Consider the following 20,196-nt stretch of genomic DNA (forward strand, 5'->3'; position numbering starts at 1 on the left):
TTACAACATCCCGGGCGCACAACCGAAGGTCATGTTTCCGAGGAGTTGGTTGCCTGAGCGGGACCCCGTCCGGACTGCGCATCCAGGGCTTGCACCCTGTGACCGTCTCGGCCGTTCCGTTCTCCGCCTCAGCGGCAACGAGTGATTACTTTACACACGCCCCGGGGGCCCGGCCAACCGTCGTCCCTCCCGGGCGTGTCGCCGCCGGGTGAACGGCACGTGTCCCCCGGGTTTCCTGGGATCGACGGGGTGGGCGCGACCCCGGGAACGACGGGAGGCACGGTGCGAACCCGCACCGTGCCTCCCGAACGAACGAACGAACCGGACCGACCTACTCAGCCGCTGCCAACTGCCCGCACGCCCCGTCGATCTCCTTGCCGCGGGTGTCGCGCAGGGTCGTCGGGATGCCGGCGGCGTTGAGTCGGCGGACGAACTCGTCCTGCACGTGCACCTCGGACGAGGTCCACACGGAGCCCGGCGTCGGGTTGAGCGGGATCGGGTTGACGTGTACCCACCCCTTGCCGCGCTTGTTGAGCTTCTCGGCGAGCAGGTCCGCTCGCCAGGCGTGGTCGTTCATGTCCTTGATGAGCGCGTACTCGATCGAGACACGACGGCCCGTCTTCACGTAGTACTCGTGGGCGGCGTCGATCGCCTCGTCGGCCTTCCAGCGTGAGTTCACCGGGATGAGCTCGTCTCGGAGCTCGTCGTCGGGTGCGTGCAGGGACAGCGCGAAGGTGAGCGGGATGTTCTCGTCCGCCAGCTTCTTGATCGCCGGCACGAGGCCGACGGTCGACACGGTGATCCCGCGCGCGCTCATCCCGAGGCCCATCGGCTGCGGTGCGACCATCAGGCGCACGGCGTCCATCACCCGCTTGTAGTTCGCGAGCGGCTCCCCCATGCCCATGAACACGATGTTCGTCACGCGCTCGGCGTCGACGCGGTCCTGGCCACCCTTGCGGGGATCACCCCCGAGCTCACCGGCGGCGATCGCGGCGTTGGCCCGGACGATCTGCTCGATGATCTCGGCGGTGGACATGTTGCGGGTCAGCCCCGCCTGGCCGGTGGCGCAGAACGGGCAGTTCATGCCGCACCCGGCCTGGGACGAGACGCACAGGGTGATGCGACCCGGGTAGCGCATGAGGACCGACTCGACCAGGGCGCCGTCGTGCAGCTTCCAGAGGAACTTGATCGTGTCGCCGTTGTCCGTCGCCAGCCGCCGGGTCTCGGTGAGGAGCGGCGGCAGCATCCCGGCGACGAGCTGTTCCCGCTGGGCGGCGGGGAGGTCGGTCATCTTGGCCGGGTCGGACGTGTAGTGCTGGAAGTAGTGGGTCGCGAGCTGCTTGGCGCGGAACCCGGGCAGGCCGAGTTCCTTCACGCGGGCCTCGCGTTCCTCGGCTGTCAGGTCGGCCAGGTGCACGGGCGGCTTGCCACGCTTCGGGGACGCGAACTGCAGGAGCGGGCGACCGTCGGTGTCGGTGGCCTGCTTCCAGCCCTCGGTGCGCGGGCGCACCTGCGGACGAGCAGACTGCTGCTGTTCGAACGGGGTGCGGGTGTCGGAAGCCATCACTCCAGGATACGGGAGGCCCGTGATCGGTGGGGACGCCCCGTCCGGGTGGTCCTGCTGGTCCCCACCACGGCAGCGCCTCGGGTGGTCGGTCAGCTCCCGGCGGGCAGGACGCGCGCGAAGTGGTGCGCCGCCGAGTACATCGGGACGATGTCGACGACCTCACCCGGGTGCGGTGCCTGCAGCACGAGGCCCTGGCCGAGGTACAGGCCGACGTGGTCCTCGTCGTCGTACACGACGAGGTCCCCCGGCAGTGCCTCGGACTCGGGGATCGTGGTGGCGACGGCGTCCTGCGTCGGCACGTAGTGCACGAGCTGGATCCCCACCGCCTGGTAGGCGACCATCGTGAGCCCGGAGCAGTCGATGCCCTCGTGGCTCGCGCCGCCCTCGACGTACGGGTCCCCCATGTACTGCAGGGCGGTCTGCACGATCGTGGCCCGGTCGCCACCGGCCGAGAGCGCGGCGGACAACGCGGACTGTGCCTGCGCGGTCGTCACCCCGAAGCGGAGGTCGAGCGTCGGGTAGGACACGATCGTCGTCGTGGTGGTCATGCCGTCGGTGGAGACCACGGGGACCTGGACGTCGTGCGCCACCGTGAAGGTCTGGGCGTCCTGCGCGGTGGTCGTGCCCGAGCGGGTGTCGGTGGGCAGGGTGTCGGCGTTCGCGGGCAGAGCGAGCGTCAGGCTCGAGGTCACCGCGATCGCGGGGGCGAGCAGGATCGCGGCCCGCTTCGCGTTCGCGGAACGGCGGACGTGCCGCGGGTCGACGGCGCGCTCGGCCCGCAGGGTGGCGGTCCGGCTCAGCACCGCGCTACCGGCCGACGACGCGACGGGGGCGGGCCGCGGCTGCATCCGCACGGTCCGGGCCGGCTTCGGGTGCTCGACGAAGGTGGAGCGGGCGGCCGCAGGGCCGAGGGCCGAGCGGCGACCACGGGGACGGGACTGCTGCGTATCGGGCGTCAGCAACGCGGGGTCGACCGCGGGGTGCGTGTGCGATCGCACGGGCTGACGGTCGTCGGCTGCTGCAGGCAGGGTGTGGCGTCCCATGGGTCCTTCCGGGTCGGGACCACTCAGCGGTCCGGAAAGTAACGTATTGGTCACGGCGGCGCTCGCGGCTGGGCAGCGCCGGAGTGTTCCTGCGGCTGGTCACAGGAACGAGCTCCGCTCGCAGGCGGCTCCGACGGTGCGCACGGGCGTTCTGGATCCGGCCCGCGGCGGTGGACCCGGGTTCAGACCGGCGTGACCCGCATGACGGCGGCGATCCGGGCCTCCCGGTCGGCCGCCAGGCGGTCGAGGCGGGCCGACAGGGCGACGACCGACGCGTCCACCGGACTGTCCCCCGAGATGTCCCCCGGGATCGGGACCCCGGCGCGGACCGCGAGTGGCAGCACGCCCGCCCAGACGGCGTGGTCCTCACCGTCGGCCGGGTCCTCGCCCACCCCGTGGGCTCGGACCTTGACGCTCGCGCGGTCGAGGGGCAGCTGGAGGACCTGGGTGGCGCGGACCTCCTTCGCGGTCATCTCGCGCACCTCGGCTCGGCGGCCCGGCATGAGGTGGTCGGCCATCTGCCAGAGCGCTTCGGCGCGGAGGTCGGTCGGCACCACGGTCGCGCGCCCGGCGATCATCGCGCTTCGGTAGTTCGCCGAGCTGTCGTTGGTCGAGCGTGCGAAGACCAGGCCGTCCAGGTGGGTGACGGTGGCGGCGACCGGGACGCCCGCGGCCCCGGCGTCGAGGAACAGCCCACCACCGGTCGAGCCGTGCAGCAGCAGGACGGGGCCGCCGCCGAGGTCCCCGACGGCGCAGAGGAAGGGCAGCACGACCGGGTGGCCACCGCGGACGATGCCGACGTGGGCGACGTGCGCCTCGGCGAGGATCGCGTGCAGGACGGCGGGGTCATCGGACTGGCGATCGCGCAGGCGGCGGACGCGGAGCGAGGGACCGTCGGTGGGCGGTTCTGGTTCGGAGCACGAGGTGGGCATGTCGTCACGCTAGGGTCACCAGTGGTCCGGTGCTTGGACCAGATCGGGGCGATCGCGGTGGACCAGTCGAGCAAGGTGTCGAGTGTGGCCGCACGGGTGCGCGGGATGGTGCACGACGGCACCCTGCGCGAGGGCGATCCGCTGCCGTCGACGCGGGCGCTGGCGGCGGAGCTCGGGGTGGCCCGGGGCACCGTCGTCGCGGCGTACGAGCAGCTCGACGGCGAGGGGTACCTGCGGACACGGCACGGTGCCGTCGCACGGGTCGCGGCGGACCTGCACGGTCGAACCACGGGTGCGCCGCCGGCCGTCGGCACGGACACCGCCGGTTCCGGCTCCGGCGCGGTCGGCGTCGCGGCCGCTCCGCCGTCCGCTCCGCTGATCGACTGCCGTCCGGGGATCCCCGCCGTCACCGCCATCCGGCAACGGGACTGGCGGGCAGCCTGGCGCGCAGCGGCCTCGGCACCGCTCCGGAACGCGATCGCGGACCCGCTCGGCTCCCCCGACCTGCGGGCACAGGTCGTCGCCCAGCTCGGCCTGGCCCGCGGGTTCACGGCGACGGTCGACCGGGTGCTCGTGACCGCGGGGACCTCGGAGGCGTTGTCGCTCGTCACCGAGGCGCTGCGGGGGCTGCTGGGTCGCGCCCCCGTCGTCGCCGTCGAGGACCCCGGCTACCGCACCGGACACCGGGCGGTCACGAGCGCGGGCGGGTCGCTGGTGGGCGTCCCGGTCGGCGAGGACGGCCTCGACCTCGACGCACTCGAGGCGGCCGGACCGGTCGACGCCGTCCTGGTCAGCCCGACGCACCAGTACCCGCTCGGGTCGGTGATGCCCGTCGCCCGGCGCCGGCGACTGCTCGCCTGGGCCGCGGACACCGGCACCGTGGTGGTCGAGGACGACTACGACTCCGAGTTCCGGCACCGCGGCGCTCCCGTACCCGCGCTGGCCGCACTCGATGTCGAGGGCTCGGTGCTGCACGTGGGCGGCTTCTCGAAGACGCTCGACCCCCGACTGCGGTGCGCCTCCCTCGTGCTGCCCGCTGCTGCCGGCGCAGCGGCTGGCTCCCCGCTGACGGACGCGGTGCTCGCCGCCCGTCGGGCTCGTGGCGCGGTCGTCGCCGAACCGGTGCAGGCCGCGCTCGTGCACCTGCTGCGGACGGGTGCGCTACGGCGGCACCTCGGTCGCGTGCGCCGCGACTACACGCACCGCCGGGCCCGGATCGCGGCTCGGCTCGGCGACGTCGCCGGCCTGGAGGCCCGTGCCCTGAACGGCGGGCTGCACGCGGTGGTCACGTGGTCGGGTCCGGCCACCGGGGCGCAGATCGCACGTCGGCTGGCGGACGCCGGGGTGCTCGTCGCGACGCTCGAGGAGTACGGGCTCGCACCCGGCAGCACGCCGCCGGGCATCGTGTTCGGCTACGGCGCCGTGACGCTGCCGGAGCTCGACCGCGCGCTCGACGCACTGGTGACGGCGGTCACGGCAACCTGACCAGGGCCGTCAGCCGCCGTACTGGGCGGTGCTCACGACGTTCGACCCGGCCCGCTGGCACGCGGTGTTCAGGGTCCGCCCGACGAGTTCCCATTCGGGATTCATCTCGAGCGCTGGCCCGGACTCCGGTGCGGGGTGCGCGTCGAGGTACTCGTGCGCGTAGTCGATCGCGTCGTCGAGCTCGTCGTCGCTGCTCGACAGGTGCTCGTAGCCGAACCGTTCCGCAGCGATCAGCGCCCGGTACTGCGCCTCGGAGAGCTCGCCCTGGCTGCGGCCGACCGTCGCGTTCAGCGAGATCGTCGACAGCGCACTGATCTGGCCGCAGATCGCCGCAGCACTCCGGTCCTCCTCCATCGGGTCCGTCGCGCCGCCCGCGGGCCGGGCCTCCGAGGTCGGCTTCGGGCTCGACGTCGGCCGCGCCGCTGCGTCTGCGTCGGCGTCGGCCGAGCAACCAGCGAGCGAGCCGGACACGAGGACCGCGCTCACGACAAGGAGGGGCAGTGCGGACCGGAAGGAGACCATGGACGACATCGTGGCAGCGCCGTCGTACCGTCCGCGTGGTCGTGTCCCGATCGAGACCTGGTCGAGACCGGATCGTGAGCTTGCGTCAGCGGGAGTCGGCGGCGCCGTTCTTCCGGGCGTTCACGAGGTCGGCGAGCGAGGGCTCTCCGGCGTCGCCGGGTAGTGCGTGTCCGCGGCGGGCGGCCTTGCGGACCTGGCGGTAGGTGGTGACGTGCAGGGGGTCCACACCGTCGGCGGACTCGTAGTTCGACGGGGCAGTGGTGGTGGGCGATTCGGTCATCGCGACGGACGGTACGCGTGCCGGGAGTCGCGGAACCACGTGCTGCGTTCCGCGGCCAAAGGTCGGGCGTGGGAGGTCCGTCGGGGCGCACCGGGCCTCCGAGACGGGTCAGAGGCTCGTCATGCCGCCGTCGACGCGGAACTCCGCTCCGGTGGCGTAGGACGACTCCGCGCTGGCCAGGTAGACCATGATCCCGGTGACGTCGTCGGGGGTGCCCGGGCGTCCGAGGGGCGTGCGGGCCACGATCGCGGCTCGGGCCTCGGGGTCACTGGAGATCGCCGACACGAGGCCGGTCTCGGTGTAGCCCGGCACGACCGTGTTCACCCGGATGCCGTCCGGCGCGTAGGCCATCGCGGTCGCCCGGACGAGTGCGTGGATGCCGCCCTTGGTCGAGGAGTACGCCGCGAAGTCTGCGCCCTCGCCGTTCAGGCCGGTCGGCGACCCCGTGGCGATGACCGACCCGCCGGCGCCGCTCGCGAGCATCGCCCGGACGGCGTGCTTGATCGTCAGGAACGTGCCGGTGAGGTTGACCGCGACCGTGCGGTCCCAGGTCTCGAGCGACAGGTCGGCGACCTTCGTGTCGTGGCCGAACAGCTGCACACCGGCGTTCGCGACCACCACGTCGGGGCTCGTGCCACGCTCGGCCAGTCCGGCGAACCCTGCGGCCACGCTCGCCTCGTCGGCGATGTCCATCGTCAGGCCGGTCGCGGTCGGGCCGGCTGCGGAAGCAGCACCGGCGGCCGCGTCGGCGTCACGGTCGGCGTAGACGACGGTGGCCCCCTCGGCCACGAAGCGGTCGGCGATCGCGCGGCCGATGCCGGACCCCGCTCCCGTGACGAGTGCGGTCCGGCCGTCGAGTCGTGCGGTCATGTGGGACTCCGTCCTCGGAGCAGCGCTGCTCCGTCACCCCCATCATTGCCCAACCGGTTGACCGGTGCTAGGCATGCACCATGACTGCGACGTCGAACGACGAGATCGTGTCGGCCGGGCCCTGGCGCCTGGCCCTGCGCGGACCCGAACTCGCCGACGTCACGTTCCGGGGCACGCTCGTCCTGCGCGCCGTCCGGTTCGTCGTCCGCGACCACGACTGGCGCACCGCCGACGACACCGTGCTGACACGCACGGTGGACGGTGCGGGCGGGCGCATCCGGATCGAGTCCAGCGCACGGTACGACGGCGTCGAGGTCGTCCGCACCGTCCTCGAGGCCACGCTCGACGACGACACCCTGCGGGTCGCCGCGGTCAGGACGGCCACACGGGCCTTCCGCCGCAACCGCATCGGGCTCGTCGTCCTGCACCCGCCGACCCTGGCCGGGCAGCCGCTGACGGTGCGGCATCCGTCCGGTGGCAGCACCGCGACGGCGTTCCCGTTCTGGATCGCGCCGCACCAGCCGGCCGTCGACGTCGCCGGTCTCGACTGGGCTGCGGGTCCGGTCGCACTGGCGCTCGACCTGACCGGCGACGTGTTCGAGACCGAGGACCAGCGGAACTGGACCGACGCCTCGTTCAAGACGTACTCGACGCCGCTCGCCGAGCCGTTCCCGGTCGCGATCACGCCGGGGACGACGGCCCGGCAGGGGCTCACCCTCCGAGCGACGGCGGTCGGTCCTGCAGGTGGTCCGGGCAGACGGCCGGGAGGCGCGGCCTCCCCCGCCCCGGACCTCGCGGTGCTCGACGGGCCGGCTCCCGGTGCCGTGGTCACGCCGCCGCCGACGCTCCAGCTCCTCGCGGGTTCGGCACCGGTCGCTGCGCGCCCGGACGACGCCGACCTGCTCCGCGGGCTCCCGATCCTGGTCGAGCCGACCCTCGGGGCCCCGGACGTCGGGGCGGTGCTCGCGTCGGCCCGGCGGGACGCGGGTGGCGCTCCCCTGGACGTCCGGTTCGCCACCGACGACCCGGTGCTGCTGCGCGCGGCGATCGACGCGGTGCTCGAGGGCGGGCCGGTGGCCCGCGTCGGGGCGTTCGACCCGGTGTCGCACGTGACGACGCCGGCGCTGCAGCGGGCACTGCGCGAAGCGGTGGCAGCGGTCGGCGCGCTGGAGGTCGTCGCCGGTACCCGGGCCCACTTCACCGAGCTGAACCGGTCGATCGCGGTGTTCTCGGGCTGGGACGGCCCCCTGACCTGCAGTGTGACGCCGCAGATGCACGACCGGTCGCCCGAACAGGTGACCGAGTCGATCCGGATGCAGCGCTGGGTGGTGACCAGCGCCTCCAGGCTGGCCGCCGGCAGGGCGCTGCACGTCGGACCGGTGACGCTGCGGCCACGGTTCAACGCGGTGGCGACGGCGACGAACCGGGACGTGGCGGACGCGACCGTCGAGCGCGGGTACGGGCCGGAGACCGTTCCGGACGCGACCGACCCGGCGCAGCACACCCCGACCGCCGAGCGGTGGTTCGCCGACGCGGTGCGGGCGCTGACGGTGCCCGGCGTGGCCTCGATCACGCTGGCCGAGGCGTGGGGGCCGCGCGGGTTCGTGGCCGCCGACGGTACGGGGAACGCCCCGCCGGAAGGGGGTCGGCGGGGCGTTCCGGTCCGGGCGCGCTGACGGGTCGGCGCGGCGGTCGGTGACGGTGCGGCTCAGCGGCGGACGGCGTCGATCTTGAGCATCTTCGCGATGACCGAGTCGAGCTCGCTGTCGTCGAAGACCTGCTTCCAGTCCTCCTTGATGAGCTTCTCGCGGCCGTAGCCCATCGCGATGTGGCAGGCGTCGGAGAACGGGTTCGAGCCGCGCAGGCCGTTCGTCAGCGCGATCCAGGTGTGGCCGTAGAGCATGGCGCGGGCGGCCTCGCGGGGCACGCCGACACCGGTGACGGTCTCCTCGAGAGCATCGTTGAGGAAGTCGCCGATCATGCAGGCGATCGTCTCGACCAGGGTCGGCTCGAGCACGGCCAGCTGCTTCACCGTGACCCAGTGCACCTGGATGACCGGGGCGTACATCGTGGTGATGACGGCCTCGGCGACGGCCTTGGCGCGGTCGCCCTCGTCGCCGAGCGACTCCGAGGCGTCGAAGGCCGCGATGACCTCCTGCGGGGCGGCGATGCCACCGAAGGTGTCGTCCCACTCGGCCTTGGTGGTGCGCTCGAGGAACACCGACGGGTGGCACGGGTGCGCCACGGCGTAGTGGATGTCCTCGCGCTTCGCCAGCAGACCGGCGTAGGCGGCCGCCGGGTCGAGCGTCAGGATCGACGCACCGGGCTTCATCACGGGGACGAGCTGCTCCGAGATGCTGCCGAGCAGGACGTCGGGGACGGCGAGGATGACGACGTCGGCGGCCTTCGCGGCGTCGAGGCTGTCGGTGATCTCACGGCCGAGGGCCCGGATGCGCTCCTGGCCAGCGGGCGAGGCCTCGCTGTAGAGGGTGGTGTACTCGCTCTTCGCGAAGTTGTTCGAGACGCGGGTGCCCATCTTGCCGCCGGCACCGATCACGGCGACGGTGACGTCGGCCGTGCCGGATCCGGCAGCGACGGTGTGGGGGGTGGTGACGGTGTCGGTCATGATTCCTTGCTCCTGATGTACTCGATGGTGTGTTCGGTCCACGCCGCTTCGATGCGGGTGGTGGTCTGTGCGGGTGTCTCCCCCGGCAGCGGTTCGGCGCCCGCGTGCTCGTCCTGCCACGGCAGCCAGAACTCGATGACGCGGTTGATCCCCCGGGTGTCTGGTTCGAGCGCGGCGCGGACGGCGTCGTGGTCGACGACCCCGGTGCCGATCGGGACGCCGGTGTACTGGAACCCGACCCAGCCCGGGGAGCGCGTGAAGGCGGAGTCCTTGACGTGCCAGTTGACGACGTGCGGGGCGGTCATCGCCACGACGTCCCGCGGGTGTTCGAGCCGGGCGACGGTGTTCGACGGGTCGAGGCAGATGCCGAGGCTGTCGGAGCCGATCGCCTGGACGACGGCGACGAGGTCGGCGGTGGGGACGACCTCGTAGGTCTCCAGCGCGAGGGTCACGCCCGCGCGCTCGTAGGCGGGGAGCGCCTGCCGCAGGCGTCGTTCGGTCTCGGCCGCGTCGGGCTGGTCGTCGCCACTCGTCCACATGCTCCGCACGAGCGTGGCGCCGAGCTGCTGCGCGACGTGCAGGTACCGGGCGAGGTGCTCCGGCCGGGTGCCGCGGGTGCCGACCTCGAGCGTGAGACCGAGGTCGGCGGCCAGGGACCGGATCGAGGCCAGGCGCTCGTCGGTCGCGGTGTCGAGCGGCAGGTGATCGCAGATCTGGAACAGGTCGACGCCGTCGTGGGTCGCGGCGTCGCGCAGGGCGTCGTCGAGGGACATCGGCGACGGGACGCCGTCGGACATGCGCCAGGAGTAGGCGTAGGTGGAGAGGCCGAGCAGGGAGGTCACGCCGGTGCTCCGTCCTGCGTCGCGGCCAGCGCCTCGGCTTCGTCGAGGATCGTGCGGATCGCCTCGGGGTCGTGGGCGAAGCGGCCGAGGAACAGGCCGCCGATGCGTCCGGCCCCGCGGGCCAGCAGGCCTGGACCGGCACTGCCGCCGTAGATCGCGACGGAGCCGGCGAGCTCCGGCCGGGTCGCCAGGTGCTGCTCGATGCCGGCGAGGACCCCGACGATGTGCTCGTCGGGCGCGGGCTGCGGGGCGCCGATCGCCCACACCGGCTCGTACGCGGCCGTGAGCGGTCCGGCGATGCCGTCGGCGGTCGCCGTGGCGGTGAAGCGGTCGAGCTGCGCGGTGACCTCGGCGATCGCGGCCGCGGGGTCGCCGTCGGCGGCGCGCTCGGTCTCGCCGATGCAGATCAGGGGCCGCAGGTGGTTGCGGTACGCCGCGTGCACCTTCCCGGCGATCTCGTCGTCCGTCTCGTGGAACAGCTCGCGTCGCTCGGCGTGTGCGATCTCGACGAGGTCGACCCCGATCTCACGGAGTTCGGCGCCGGAGACCTCGCCGGTGAACGCGCCGCTGTCCGCCCAGGCCAGGTCCTGCGCGCCGAGCGTCACGGGGGCGTCCCCGATCACTGCACGCACCGGGACGAGCGCGGGGAACGTCGGCACCACGAAGAGCTCGGCCGCGCCGGACCGCACCGCCGGGTGGCTCCGGGCGATGTCGGCCACGGCGGCCGCCCACTCGAGCGTCCGGGCGTGCGAGAAGTACATCTTGAGCGACACCCCGATCGTCACCGGGGCGGCCGCCGTGGTCGCGGGCATCAGGCGTCGGTCCCGACCGGGGCGGAGCCGTCGTAGGCACAGATCGCGTCGACCTTCTCGGCGCTCGCGCTCGTCCGGTCGAAGGTGTAGCCGAGCCACTCCTTCGCCATCCGGCGCGCGACCTCGACCCCGACGACGCGCTGGCCCATGCAGAGCACCTGGGCGTCGTTCGACAGGATCGAACGCTCCACCGAGAACGAGTCGTGCGCGGTCACGGCGCGGATGCCGGGGACCTTGTTCGCCGCGATCGCGACGCCGAGGCCGGTGCCGCAGATCAGGATCGCGCGGTCGGCCTCGCCGTTGGCCACCAGACGGGCGGCGTCGACGGCGACGTGCGGGTAGGCGGTGTGTCCGTCGGCGTCCACGCCCACGTCGACGACGGAGGCCACGCGGGGGTCCTTCGCCAGGTCGGCCTTGATGGCCTCTTTGTAGTCGAAGCCGGCGTCGTCCGAACCGACGACGATGCGGAACTGCTGCTCACTCATGCGGGTGTGCCTTTCGTGGTGGGGGTCAGGCGGGGACGGCGATGGTCGAGCGGACCGCGGCGGTGATGAGCGCGAACGAGATCGCTCCGGCGTCCGGAGTGCCGACGGCGTCCTCGCCGTGGGTGCGGGCGCGGCCCATCCGCGGCAACAGGTCGGCCGTGGCGTCCGCCGCGGTCTGTGCTGCGGCCGAGGCGGCCGACCAGGCGTCGACGAGTTCGTCACCGGCGTCGACCCGGGCGGAGAAGACCTGGTCGAACGGCACGAGCGCGTCGACCATCGTCTTGTCGCCGGGGACGGCCCCGAACGCCAGGACGGCTTCGGCGGCGGCGTGCACGGCGCTCTGGACGGTGGCGACCGACGGGCGTTCGTCGTCGCCGAGGACGCGACCCAGTGCCTCCAGGGCGGCGCCCCAGATCGCACCGGACGTCCCACCGGCCTTGTCGGACCAAGCGTCTCCGGCGATCGCGAGGACGCTGCCGGCGCCGGCACCACGGGCGGCGGCGTCCTGCGCCGCACGATCGGCGGCGGTGGAACCGCGCTGCATGCCGATGCCGTGGTCGCCGTCACCGGCGACGGCGTCGATGCGGCCGAGCTCGTCGGCGTGGTCGTCGATGGTCGCGCGGATCGCGGTGATCGCGCTCGCGATGCGGACTGCTGCGGCCTGGGACTCCTCGGTGCCGGGCGTCACGGGCACGACCACGCCGGCTTCGAGCACCTCGACCGGCACCGGCTGCTGCGGGACGGCGCCGCCCTTGCGGTAGGCGGGGGCATCGGCCGGTGCTGCCCAGAGCTGTTCGAGTTCGTCGTCGAGCCAGAACAGGGTGAGCGAGACGCCCGCCATGTCGAAGCTGGTGACGAGTTCGCCGACCTCGGGCTCCACGACGACGATGCCGGCGTCGGTGAGCTTCCGCTGGACGGCGCCGAAGACGACGAAGAGCTCCTCGTACTTGACCGAGCCGAGGCCGTTGAGGATCGGGACGACGCGGGGGGTGGCATCCGTCGTGGTGCCGTCGGGGCGCTCGGTGAGGAGCTCGTCGACGAGCAGGTCGGCCAGGCCGTCGGCGGTGGGGACGTCGGCCTCGGCGATGCCGCGTTCGCCGTGGATGCCCATGCCGATGGCCATGCGCCCCTCGGGGACGGTGAAGAGCGGCTCGTCGGCGCCGGGCAGGGAGCAGCCCGAGAACGCGACGCCGAAGCTGCGGGTGCGGTCGTTGGCCCGGGTCGCGATCGCGGTGACCGCGTCGAGGTCGTCGCCGCGTTCCGCGGCCGCTCCGGCCACCTTGAACACGCAGAGGTCCCCCGCGATGCCGCGGCGCTGGTGCGCCCGGTCGGCTGGCGCGGACGCGACGTCGTCGGTCACGCGGACCGTGCGGACGTCGATGCCCTGTGCCTCGAGTGCCCGTGCCGCCGCGTCGAAGTTCAGGACGTCACCCGCGTAGTTGCCGTAGCTCAGCAGCACCCCACCGCCGTGCTCCGACGCCTTCGCGACGGCGGTGACCTGCTGGGCGCTCGGGCTGGCGAACAGGTTGCCCATCGCAGCACCGGCCGCCAGGCCGTGCCCCACCAGGCCGCCGAAGGCCGGGTAGTGGCCGGAGCCGCCGCCGACGACGAGCGCGACGGTGCCCTCGGGGCTGGTGGTGGAGCGGGCGACGCCGCCGTGCACCCTGCGGACCCGGGCGCGGTTGGCGGCGACGAAGCCGTCCACCATCTCGTCGGCGAAGTCCGCCGGGTCGTTGAACAGGCGGGTCATGCGCCGGCCTCCTTCGCGATCGCGGTCGGTCCGTCCGTGGCGGCGACCGCGGTGTCGGCTCCGGACGCCGCGGCAGCTGCTTCGTTGCGCTTCGTGGTCCGGCCGAGCACGAACATCAGCACGCTCGACAGCACCATGAAGAAGCCGACGATGAACATCGGGACCTGGTACCCGCCGGTCCACTCGCTGACGGCACCCGTGATGTACGGGGCGGCGAACCCACCGAGGTTGCCGACGGTGTTGATGAGGGCGACCCCAGCGGCTGCGGCGGCACCGGTCAGGAACTGCGTCGGGACCGTCCAGAAGTTCGGCAGCGCCGCGAAGATCGCACACGCGGTGATCGCGATGACCGCGACGGTGGCGGCCGGGCTGTTCATGTAGAGCGCGACCGGGATGCTCAGGCCGCCGACCAGGGCCGGGACGGCGATGTGCCAGACCCGGACACCCCGACGGAAGGCGTCACGCGACCAGAAGTACAGGACCACCGCGGCGGGCACGTACGGGATGGCCGTGATGAGGCCCTTCTGGAACAGGTCGAACGTGGTGCCGAACTGCTCCTGGAAGCCGTCGATGATCGTCGGCAGGAAGAAGCTGAGTGCGTAGAGGCCGTAGATGAAGCCGAAGTACACCGCGGCGAGCATCCAGACACGGCCGGAGCCGAACGCCGCACGCAGGCCGCCCTTGCCGTGGCCGGCTTTCTCCTGGTTCTCCTTCGCCAGGGCGCCCTCGAGCCAGAGCTTCTCGTCCTCGTCGAGCCACTTGGCCTGCGACGGCTTGTCCTTGAGCACGAAGAGGCACAGGACGCCGACGATGATCGCCGGGACCGAGACACAGAGGAACATGAAGCGCCATCCGGCCAGGCCGCCGAGGATCCCCTCGTGGGTCATCAGCCAACCGGCGAGCGGGGAACCGATGACGCTCGTGAGCGGCTGCGCCAGGTAGAAGAGCGCGAGCATCTTGCCGCGGTGCCGGGCCGGGACCCAGGTCGACAGGAACAGGATCGCGCCGGGGAAGAAGCCGGCCTCGGCGATGCCGAGCAGGAAGCGCAGGCCGACGAGCTGCGGGTAGTTCTGCACCCACGTGAAGAGCAGGGACACGATGCCCCACGTGATCATGATGCGGGCGAGCCAGACACGCGCGCCGAACTTGTGCAGCGCGAGGTTGGACGGCACCTCGAGCACGAGGTACCCGATGAAGAACACACCGGACGCGAAGCCGAACTGGGCGGCGGTCAGGCCGAGGTCGGCCTCCATGCCGTTGGGGGCGGCGAAGGAGATCGCGGTGCGGTCGAGGAAGTTGATGAAGAACATCAGTGCCACGAACGGCACGATGCGGATCGCGATCTTGCGGATGGCCGTCTTCTCGACGACCGAGGTGGGGATGCCTCGCGTGGCGGGGATGTCCACGATGACTCCTGCTCGGTGGGGGTGGTACGACTCCCGTCCTGGCGGCTTCGCCGGGGACGGTCCGTGCTGCTGCGCGGATCGGGAGCGGGCGCATCGGTGCGCCTGATCCAGTGTGCGGCGCGGGCAAGCAACTTGTCAACCGGTTGACCATTCTGCGCGTTCCCTGCCTCCCGTATGGACTGCTCGAGGCGCCTGCGTTGCTCCCCTGCAACCGGTTGACCGACCGGTACGCTCACTGCATGCCCGCGTTCAGCCCGGACGACCCCCTCAACATCCGACTCGAACTCGAGTCCGTGCCCGTCGGGTCCCCCGCCTCGGTGGTCGCCCGACAGCTGGTCTCGCTGCTCACCGCCGGCGAGCTGGCCCCCGGCTCACGGCTGCCTTCGGAGCGGATCCTGTCCGAGCGGCTCGGCGTCGGACGCTCGGCCGTCCGTGAGGCCCTCGCCGCCCTCGAGATCCTGGGCATCGTGCAGATCCGCCCCGGCTCGGGCACCTACCTGCGCGGAGGCACCTCGGACCTGCTCCCGACGACCCTGTCGTGGGGGCTCATGCTCGCGTCGAACCGCACCCGCGAGCTGCTCGAGATCCGGTCCTCACTGGAGCGCACGGCAGCGATCCTCGCCGCGCAGCGCGCCACCGACGAGCAGATCACCGAACTCGGCGAGTACCTGGTCCGGCAGGAGGCGACGCTCGACGACCCGCAGGCGTTCATCGACGCCGACGTCCGGTTCCACGTCCTGCTGGCGCGGGCGTCGGGCAACGACGTGCTCGCGGACCTGCTGCAGAGCCTGCGCTCCATGCTGAGCGTCTGGGTCGCGCGGCGCGTGCAGACCCGGCAGGCGACCGAGGCCGCGTTCCACGAGCACCGCGCCGTCTTCGAGGCCCTGCGCGCGCGCGACGTGCCCGCCGTGCAGCGCGCGATGGACGCGCACATGGCCACGGCGAGCGCCCGCATCGAGCACGCCGAGCCGCTGCCCGCCGACGATTAATGGGCGCGTGCGCTCGGGCTCGGGCGCGCTCGTGCGCGGGCGCGCTCGCTCGTGCGCGCTTCGTGAGCAGGAATGGTCGGGTCCCTCGAGCCGACCCGACACCTGCTGCTCACGATCCGGGCGGACGGGAGGCACGGGTCGCGCCCGCCCCGCACGGTGCGGTGTTGCCGGGTCGGCAACACCGCTTGGGTCCGGCCCGGCAGGTGCGCTGGAGTGTGAGCATGCACACCCACCACGACGGCTCCGCCGCCGGAGCCGCCACCGATACCACCGCCGAACCGTCCGTCCGGGACTGGTGGGAGGCCCGCTACGCCGAGCGCGACGGCATCTGGTCCGGCCGGGTGAACGCCGTGCTCGCCTCGGTGACGTGGGGGCTGCCGGTGGGGCGGGCGCTCGACCTCGGCTGCGGCGAGGGCGGCGACGTGGTGTGGCTCGCCGAGCAGGGGTGGGACGCGACGGGGATCGACCTGTCGGTGACGGCGCTCCAGCGTGGTTCACGGGCCGCGGTCGCCGCCGGGGTGGAGGACCGGACGGCCTTCGTCGCCGCGGACCTCGCCCGGTGGGACACCGCCGCGCGGTACGACCTGGTGACGGCGTCGTTCCTGCAGTCGTGGCCGGTGGAGATCCCCCGAGCCGACATCCTGCGCCGGGCCGCCGGCTTCGTCGCCGCCGGTGGGCACCTGCTCGTCACCGCGCACGCCGCTCCCCCGCACGACGACCTGCCGCCGGAGCTGCGGGAGTACCGGTTCCCCGCGCCGGCCGACGACCTCGCCGTCCTGCAGCTCGACGACCGCTGGGACGTCCTGGTCGCCGAGGTCCGGCCGCGCACCGCGATGACGCCGGAGGGTGATCCGCACGAGGTGCTCGACAGCGTCGTGCTCGCCCGACTGACACGCGGGTAGCGTCGGTGGCGTGAGCACCGAGGACGGCATCCGCGCACTCGTCGTGGGCGGTGTCGAGGTCGCCCTCGAACGCGACGGCGCCGGCACGGTCGCCACGTCGTCCCCTCGGCCGTCCCTGCACCCGGTCCGCACCCTCGGCGGCACCGTCGTCAGCGCGTACCACCCGGTCGACCACGCCTGGCACTGCGGGGTCGGGGTCGCGATCCCCGACGTCGACGGCGTGAACTGCTGGGGCGGCCCGACCTACGTCCACGGCCGCGGTTACGTCTGGCGCGACGACCACGGCGCGGTCGAGGTGGTGCACGCGGAGCAGCACGACACGACGTCCGCCGAGCACCTCGTCTGGCGTGGCCCGGACCGCACCGTGGTCCTGCGCGAGGACCGCACCCTGCGCTGGCGCGCGGTCACCAGCGGGTGGGAGCTGTCCTGGTCGTCGTCGTTCCGCACCCCCGGCGACTCCCCGGTGCACCTCGGGAGCCCGGGCAGCAACGGCCGGACCGGAGCCGGCTACGGCGGCTTCTTCTGGCGGTTCCCCGAGTGCACGGGAGTGGTCGTCCAGACCGCCGACGCCGAGGGCGAAGCCGCCGTGCACGGCTCGGCCGTTCCCTGGATCGCCTGGTCGGCGCTGTTCGACGGTGGTCCGGCCACGATCCGGATCGAGGCCCTCGACCACGACGACCCCTGGTTCGTCCGCGCCGAGGAGTACCCCGCGATCGGCTCGGCCCTGGCGTGGGACTCCCCCGCCGTCGTGCAGCCCGGCACGCCGCTGGTCCGCTCGTTCCGCGCGACGATCACCGACGGCGGTACGCTCGCCCGATGAGCACCGGGGACTGGGAGTCAGGCGTCGCGGCGCTGTGGGACGACGAGACGATCGACGATCAGCAGCGGATCGAGCGGATGCGCGACCTGGCCGCCGACGCTCCGCACCCCGCACTCGGCGCGTTCGAGCTCGGCGGCGCCTTCGACTCGGGCGGACACGAGGCCGACGCCGACGTGCAGTACGCCGCCGCGACCGCAGCCGGTCTGGACACCGTCGACCCGGACCGTGCGGCCCGGATGGTCGTCCAGCACGCCTCGACGCTCCGGAACCTCGGCCGGATCGACGCGGCCATCGCGATGCTCCGCGAGGCGCCGGAACACCCCGCCACCGGGGCGGCACCGCGGGTGTTCCTCGCGCTCGTCCTGCACAGCGCGGGACGCTCAGCCGAGGCGCTGCGCGTCGCGATCGAGGCCGTCGAGCCGACACTCCCCCGGTACCACCGGTCCGTCCGGGCCTACGCGGCAGCCCTCACCGAGGCCTGACGCGTCAGGCGTTCCGGCGCTGCAGCGCGTCCGCAGCCTTGCCGAGCAGCCAGTTCACGGCCCACCCCAGCACGCCGACCACGGGCAGCGCGAGGATGACCACCGTCCACAGCACCTTGACCAGCTGCGTCCGTCGTCGATCGCGCCAGACCTGCACCAGCGCCACGGCCTCGAGCGCCAGCAGCACGAGGAGCACCACGGTGTGTGCCCCCGACACGTTCGTGAACACGAGCAGTCCTCTCCGCGGCGACGATCGTCGCCCGCATCGTCGACAGTAGGGCCTGCCCGGACGCGACCGCGTCATCCGTCCGACTGACTGCGCGGGCGGTCAGGCGATCACGCTGGTCGATCAGGCGATCGCGACCTCACCCCGTGCGAGCAGTGCACGGGCCCGACCGGCGTCGGCAGCCGGTGGCCTGCCGTGCAGCGCGCGGTAGTCACGCGAGAAGTGCGAGGCGCTCCGGTACCCCACCGCCACCGCCGCCTGGGCGGCGGTGTCGCCGAGCACGATCATCCGCCGCCGGGCCTCGCCGAGCCGCAGCCGCCGCAGGTACTGCACGGGGCTCATGCCGGTGACCTGCCGGAAGCGGGCGAACAGTGTCGACTCGCTCGTCCGGACCGCCGCGGCCAGGCCCGCCACCGACCACGGGTCCGCCAGCCGGTCGGTGAGCAGGGCGGTGGCCGCTGCGACGACGTCGCCGTCCCGGTTGCCGATCGCAGCCAGGATGCGCGGTGCCTGGTCGGTCTGCAGCAGGCGGAGCACGACCTCGCGGGTGACGAGCGGGGCGAGAACCGTCATGTCCTCCGGAGCATCGAGCAGTCCGACGAGCCGGGCGAACGCGTCCGCCAGGGCCGGGGTCCAGCTGCCGAGTCGTGCCGGCGGCGCCTCGTCCTGGTGCGGGCGGGACATCGCCGTCGCGACCTCGGCCACCACCGCGGGATCGAGCTGCCAGACGACCGCGACGAACCCCGCGGGTGGTTCGACCTCGACCACCCCGGCGATCACGGGCAGGTCGACGGGCGTGATGATGAAGCGCTCGCGACCCCAGAGCTGGTCGTCGTCCCCCACCACCGAGCGCTTCCGCCCGGCGAGCACCACCGACATCGACGGCGTGTAGCGCTGGTACCCGAGGTCGGTCGGACGGTCCACCCGGGCCAGGCGGAGGCCGAGCCGTCCGGCGCGCTCCGTGTCGTCGAGGTGGGCGAGGACGCTCTGCAGCGCACGGTCCAGTCGGTCCGAGGTGACGTCGTCCATGTGCCCATTCTGCCGAGGCCTGTGGTGCGAGCGGTGCCCGTGCGGGATCCGGCAAGCACTCCGGAGTCCTGGGCAATCACCGCCGGGTCCGTCGGACCGAGCATCGGAGCATGCAGACCAACGAAGCACTCCTCGACTCCCTGACCACCGACGCCCGACTGGCCGGCCGCACCGCGCTGGTGACCGGCGCCTCGAGCGGCATCGGCGAAGCAGTCGCCCGTGTCCTCGCCGCCTCCGGCGCCACCGTCGCCGTCGCCGGCCGCGACCCCGAGCGCACGCAGGCCGTGGTGGACGTCATCACCGCCTCCGGAGGCGCCGCCGTGGCCGTGATCGGCGACCTGAACACCCACCCCGACGCGGTCCGCGACCTCGCCGCCCGCGCCACCGAGGTCCTCGGCGGCCGGGTCGACGTCCTCGTCAACAACGCCGGCGTCTACCCGGTCGGACCGACCGCACTGCTCGCCGACGACGACGCCGAAGCCCTCTGGGCCACGAACGTCCGCGCGCCGCACGTGCTGGTCGGAGCGCTGGCGCCCGCGATGGTCGAACGCGGCTCGGGCGTCGTCGTGAACATCGGCTCCTGGATGTCCCGCGTCGGCGTCCCGTTCACGGCGCTCTACCCGGCGACGAAGGCCGCCGTCGAGCAACTGACACGCGCCTGGGCAGCCGAGTTCGGGCCCCACGGCGTGCGGGTGTCGACGGTGTCGCCCGGCGCCACCGCGACGCCCGGCAACGCGGACTCGCACGACGTCCTCGCGCAGATGACGGCGGGCACCCCGGCCGGCGCACCCGTCCGACCGGTCGACGTCGCGTTCGCCGTGCGCTGGCTGGCCTCCGACGAGGCGACCTTCGTGCACGGCGCGACCATTGACGTGGACGGCGGCCTCGCCGCCACCCGCCTCGGCTGAGCGCGCCCACCACGAACGGGCGGAACACCCGGGTCGGCACCCGCAGGCACCCCGGCATTCCGCCCGCTCGGCAGGAGTCGGTCAGCCGGGCATCGGATCCGCGCGTGGTCACGACACACCGCTGGCAGGTGGTCGAGCGGCCACGGACCGTCGCGCGGCAGCGCGCCAGGCGACGGGACGTGACCGCTCGGCGGACGGCGTCGGCGCGGCGGTGGGCGCG

The 20,196-nt window shown here is 73.1% G+C and carries 21 protein-coding genes; 7 read left to right on the forward strand and 14 right to left on the reverse strand.

The annotated features are described in order from the left end of the window. Positions 1-331 precede the first annotated feature (331 nt). The 3 genes from rlmN to Q9R26_RS17890 form a co-directional block, all read right to left on the reverse strand. Positions 332-1,564 (reverse strand): 23S rRNA (adenine(2503)-C(2))-methyltransferase RlmN, encoded by a 1,233-nt coding sequence (rlmN, locus tag Q9R26_RS17880; RefSeq protein ID WP_182066918.1) that lies wholly within the window; start codon positions 1,562-1,564, stop codon positions 332-334. Between the two features lie 92 nt (positions 1,565-1,656). After that, positions 1,657-2,565, reverse strand: coding sequence for a C40 family peptidase (locus tag Q9R26_RS17885; RefSeq protein ID WP_209135689.1), 909 nt, complete (start codon positions 2,563-2,565; stop codon positions 1,657-1,659). 227 nt (positions 2,566-2,792) lie between these two features. Next, a complete protein-coding gene (locus Q9R26_RS17890; protein ID WP_311228095.1) occupies positions 2,793-3,542 on the reverse strand; it encodes a pyridoxamine 5'-phosphate oxidase family protein in 750 nt (249 codons plus the stop codon). Positions 3,543-3,563: 21 nt separating this feature from the next. Between Q9R26_RS17890 and Q9R26_RS17895 the strand changes: the two genes are divergently transcribed. Beyond that, the gene (locus tag Q9R26_RS17895) at positions 3,564-5,027 is read left to right on the forward strand and encodes a PLP-dependent aminotransferase family protein (protein WP_311228096.1); all 1,464 of its coding nucleotides are present in this window, start codon (positions 3,564-3,566) and stop codon (positions 5,025-5,027) included. 9 nt (positions 5,028-5,036) lie between these two features. Here the strand turns inward: Q9R26_RS17895 and Q9R26_RS17900 are convergent, their stop codons facing one another. From Q9R26_RS17900 to Q9R26_RS17910, 3 genes are all read right to left on the reverse strand, one after another. Beyond that, entirely contained in the window at positions 5,037-5,549 is a 513-nt protein-coding gene (locus Q9R26_RS17900) for a hypothetical protein (RefSeq protein WP_311228097.1), read from the reverse strand. 85 nt (positions 5,550-5,634) lie between these two features. Beyond that, a complete protein-coding gene (locus Q9R26_RS17905; RefSeq protein WP_259581655.1) occupies positions 5,635-5,829 on the reverse strand; it encodes a hypothetical protein in 195 nt (64 codons plus the stop codon). Positions 5,830-5,937: 108 nt separating this feature from the next. After that, the gene (locus Q9R26_RS17910; RefSeq protein ID WP_311228098.1) at positions 5,938-6,699 is read right to left on the reverse strand and encodes an SDR family NAD(P)-dependent oxidoreductase; all 762 of its coding nucleotides are present in this window, start codon (positions 6,697-6,699) and stop codon (positions 5,938-5,940) included. An 80-nt stretch (positions 6,700-6,779) separates the two neighbouring features. Between Q9R26_RS17910 and Q9R26_RS17915 the strand changes: the two genes are divergently transcribed. Further along, positions 6,780-8,375 carry a hypothetical protein gene (locus Q9R26_RS17915; protein WP_311228099.1) on the forward strand — a complete coding sequence of 532 codons (1,596 nt, stop codon included), beginning with the start codon at positions 6,780-6,782 and terminating at the stop codon, positions 8,373-8,375. A gap of 32 nt (positions 8,376-8,407) precedes the next feature. Here Q9R26_RS17915 and Q9R26_RS17920 read toward each other — a convergent pair whose 3' ends face one another. The 6 genes from Q9R26_RS17920 to Q9R26_RS17945 are packed head-to-tail and all read right to left on the reverse strand — an operon-like array spanning position 8,408 to position 14,620. Further along, complete coding sequence (locus Q9R26_RS17920; RefSeq protein ID WP_311228100.1) at positions 8,408-9,325, reverse strand: phosphogluconate dehydrogenase C-terminal domain-containing protein; 918 nt, start codon at positions 9,323-9,325, stop codon at positions 8,408-8,410. After that, positions 9,322-10,167 carry a sugar phosphate isomerase/epimerase gene (locus Q9R26_RS17925; RefSeq protein WP_262137537.1) on the reverse strand — a complete coding sequence of 282 codons (846 nt, stop codon included), beginning with the start codon at positions 10,165-10,167 and terminating at the stop codon, positions 9,322-9,324. Before Q9R26_RS17925 ends, Q9R26_RS17920 begins: the two co-directional genes overlap by 4 nt. Next, positions 10,164-10,979, reverse strand: a complete 816-nt coding sequence (locus Q9R26_RS17930) for a triose-phosphate isomerase family protein (RefSeq protein ID WP_311228101.1) — start codon at positions 10,977-10,979, stop codon at positions 10,164-10,166. The genes Q9R26_RS17925 and Q9R26_RS17930 overlap by 4 nt, the downstream gene beginning before the upstream one ends. Next, positions 10,979-11,464, reverse strand: a complete 486-nt coding sequence (locus tag Q9R26_RS17935) for a ribose-5-phosphate isomerase (RefSeq protein ID WP_182066927.1) — start codon at positions 11,462-11,464, stop codon at positions 10,979-10,981. Before Q9R26_RS17935 ends, Q9R26_RS17930 begins: the two co-directional genes overlap by 1 nt. A gap of 25 nt (positions 11,465-11,489) precedes the next feature. Next, a complete protein-coding gene (locus tag Q9R26_RS17940; protein ID WP_311228102.1) occupies positions 11,490-13,214 on the reverse strand; it encodes a dihydroxyacetone kinase family protein in 1,725 nt (574 codons plus the stop codon). Then, positions 13,211-14,620: an MFS transporter gene (locus Q9R26_RS17945; RefSeq protein ID WP_311228103.1), complete on the reverse strand. Its 1,410-nt coding sequence runs from the start codon at positions 14,618-14,620 to the stop codon at positions 13,211-13,213. Before Q9R26_RS17945 ends, Q9R26_RS17940 begins: the two co-directional genes overlap by 4 nt. 239 nt (positions 14,621-14,859) lie before the next feature. Here Q9R26_RS17945 and Q9R26_RS17950 point away from each other — a divergent pair, with 239 nt between their 5' ends. The 4 genes from Q9R26_RS17950 (at position 14,860) to Q9R26_RS17965 (ending at position 17,813) form a co-directional block, all read left to right on the forward strand. After that, complete coding sequence (locus Q9R26_RS17950; RefSeq protein ID WP_262137533.1) at positions 14,860-15,609, forward strand: FadR/GntR family transcriptional regulator; 750 nt, start codon at positions 14,860-14,862, stop codon at positions 15,607-15,609. Between the two features lie 221 nt (positions 15,610-15,830). Then, entirely contained in the window at positions 15,831-16,511 is a 681-nt protein-coding gene (locus Q9R26_RS17955) for a class I SAM-dependent methyltransferase (RefSeq protein WP_311228104.1), read from the forward strand. Between the two features lie 10 nt (positions 16,512-16,521). Further along, positions 16,522-17,331, forward strand: coding sequence for a PmoA family protein (locus Q9R26_RS17960; protein WP_311228105.1), 810 nt, complete (start codon positions 16,522-16,524; stop codon positions 17,329-17,331). Further along, on the forward strand, positions 17,328-17,813 hold the full coding sequence (locus tag Q9R26_RS17965; protein WP_311228106.1) for a tetratricopeptide repeat protein: 486 nt from the start codon (positions 17,328-17,330) through the stop codon (positions 17,811-17,813). Before Q9R26_RS17960 ends, Q9R26_RS17965 begins: the two co-directional genes overlap by 4 nt. Positions 17,814-17,817: 4 nt before the next feature. On the opposite strand, the gene Q9R26_RS17970 is transcribed toward Q9R26_RS17965, so the two are convergent. Both Q9R26_RS17970 and Q9R26_RS17975 read right to left on the reverse strand, forming a co-directional pair. Beyond that, on the reverse strand, positions 17,818-18,042 hold the full coding sequence (locus Q9R26_RS17970; protein WP_311228107.1) for a PLDc N-terminal domain-containing protein: 225 nt from the start codon (positions 18,040-18,042) through the stop codon (positions 17,818-17,820). A gap of 120 nt (positions 18,043-18,162) precedes the next feature. Next, on the reverse strand, positions 18,163-19,068 hold the full coding sequence (locus Q9R26_RS17975) for an AraC family transcriptional regulator (RefSeq protein ID WP_311228108.1): 906 nt from the start codon (positions 19,066-19,068) through the stop codon (positions 18,163-18,165). Between the two features lie 110 nt (positions 19,069-19,178). Between Q9R26_RS17975 and Q9R26_RS17980 the strand changes: the two genes are divergently transcribed. Further along, positions 19,179-19,976, forward strand: a complete 798-nt coding sequence (locus tag Q9R26_RS17980) for an SDR family oxidoreductase (RefSeq protein ID WP_311228109.1) — start codon at positions 19,179-19,181, stop codon at positions 19,974-19,976. The last annotated feature ends 220 nt before the right edge of the window (positions 19,977-20,196 follow it).

The sequence above is a fragment of the Curtobacterium sp. BRB10 genome (assembly GCF_031844325.1).
Classification (GTDB): domain Bacteria; phylum Actinomycetota; class Actinomycetes; order Actinomycetales; family Microbacteriaceae; genus Curtobacterium; species Curtobacterium poinsettiae_A.

Coding starts and splice junctions, on each gene's coding strand:
- rlmN (WP_182066918.1), bottom strand. CDS start 1,564: ATGGCTTCCGACACCCGCACCCCGTTCGAACAGCAGCAGTCTGCTCGT.
- Q9R26_RS17890 (WP_311228095.1), bottom strand. CDS start 3,542: ATGCCCACCTCGTGCTCCGAACCAGAACCGCCCACCGACGGTCCCTCG.
- Q9R26_RS17900 (WP_311228097.1), bottom strand. CDS start 5,549: ATGGTCTCCTTCCGGTCCGCACTGCCCCTCCTTGTCGTGAGCGCGGTC.
- Q9R26_RS17905 (WP_259581655.1), bottom strand. CDS start 5,829: ATGACCGAATCGCCCACCACCACTGCCCCGTCGAACTACGAGTCCGCC.
- Q9R26_RS17910 (WP_311228098.1), bottom strand. CDS start 6,699: ATGACCGCACGACTCGACGGCCGGACCGCACTCGTCACGGGAGCGGGG.
- Q9R26_RS17915 (WP_311228099.1), top strand. CDS start 6,780: ATGACTGCGACGTCGAACGACGAGATCGTGTCGGCCGGGCCCTGGCGC.
- Q9R26_RS17920 (WP_311228100.1), bottom strand. CDS start 9,325: ATGACCGACACCGTCACCACCCCCCACACCGTCGCTGCCGGATCCGGC.
- Q9R26_RS17930 (WP_311228101.1), bottom strand. CDS start 10,979: ATGCCCGCGACCACGGCGGCCGCCCCGGTGACGATCGGGGTGTCGCTC.
- Q9R26_RS17935 (WP_182066927.1), bottom strand. CDS start 11,464: ATGAGTGAGCAGCAGTTCCGCATCGTCGTCGGTTCGGACGACGCCGGC.
- Q9R26_RS17940 (WP_311228102.1), bottom strand. CDS start 13,214: ATGACCCGCCTGTTCAACGACCCGGCGGACTTCGCCGACGAGATGGTG.
- Q9R26_RS17950 (WP_262137533.1), top strand. CDS start 14,860: ATGCCCGCGTTCAGCCCGGACGACCCCCTCAACATCCGACTCGAACTC.
- Q9R26_RS17955 (WP_311228104.1), top strand. CDS start 15,831: ATGCACACCCACCACGACGGCTCCGCCGCCGGAGCCGCCACCGATACC.
- Q9R26_RS17965 (WP_311228106.1), top strand. CDS start 17,328: ATGAGCACCGGGGACTGGGAGTCAGGCGTCGCGGCGCTGTGGGACGAC.
- Q9R26_RS17975 (WP_311228108.1), bottom strand. CDS start 19,068: ATGGACGACGTCACCTCGGACCGACTGGACCGTGCGCTGCAGAGCGTC.
- Q9R26_RS17980 (WP_311228109.1), top strand. CDS start 19,179: ATGCAGACCAACGAAGCACTCCTCGACTCCCTGACCACCGACGCCCGA.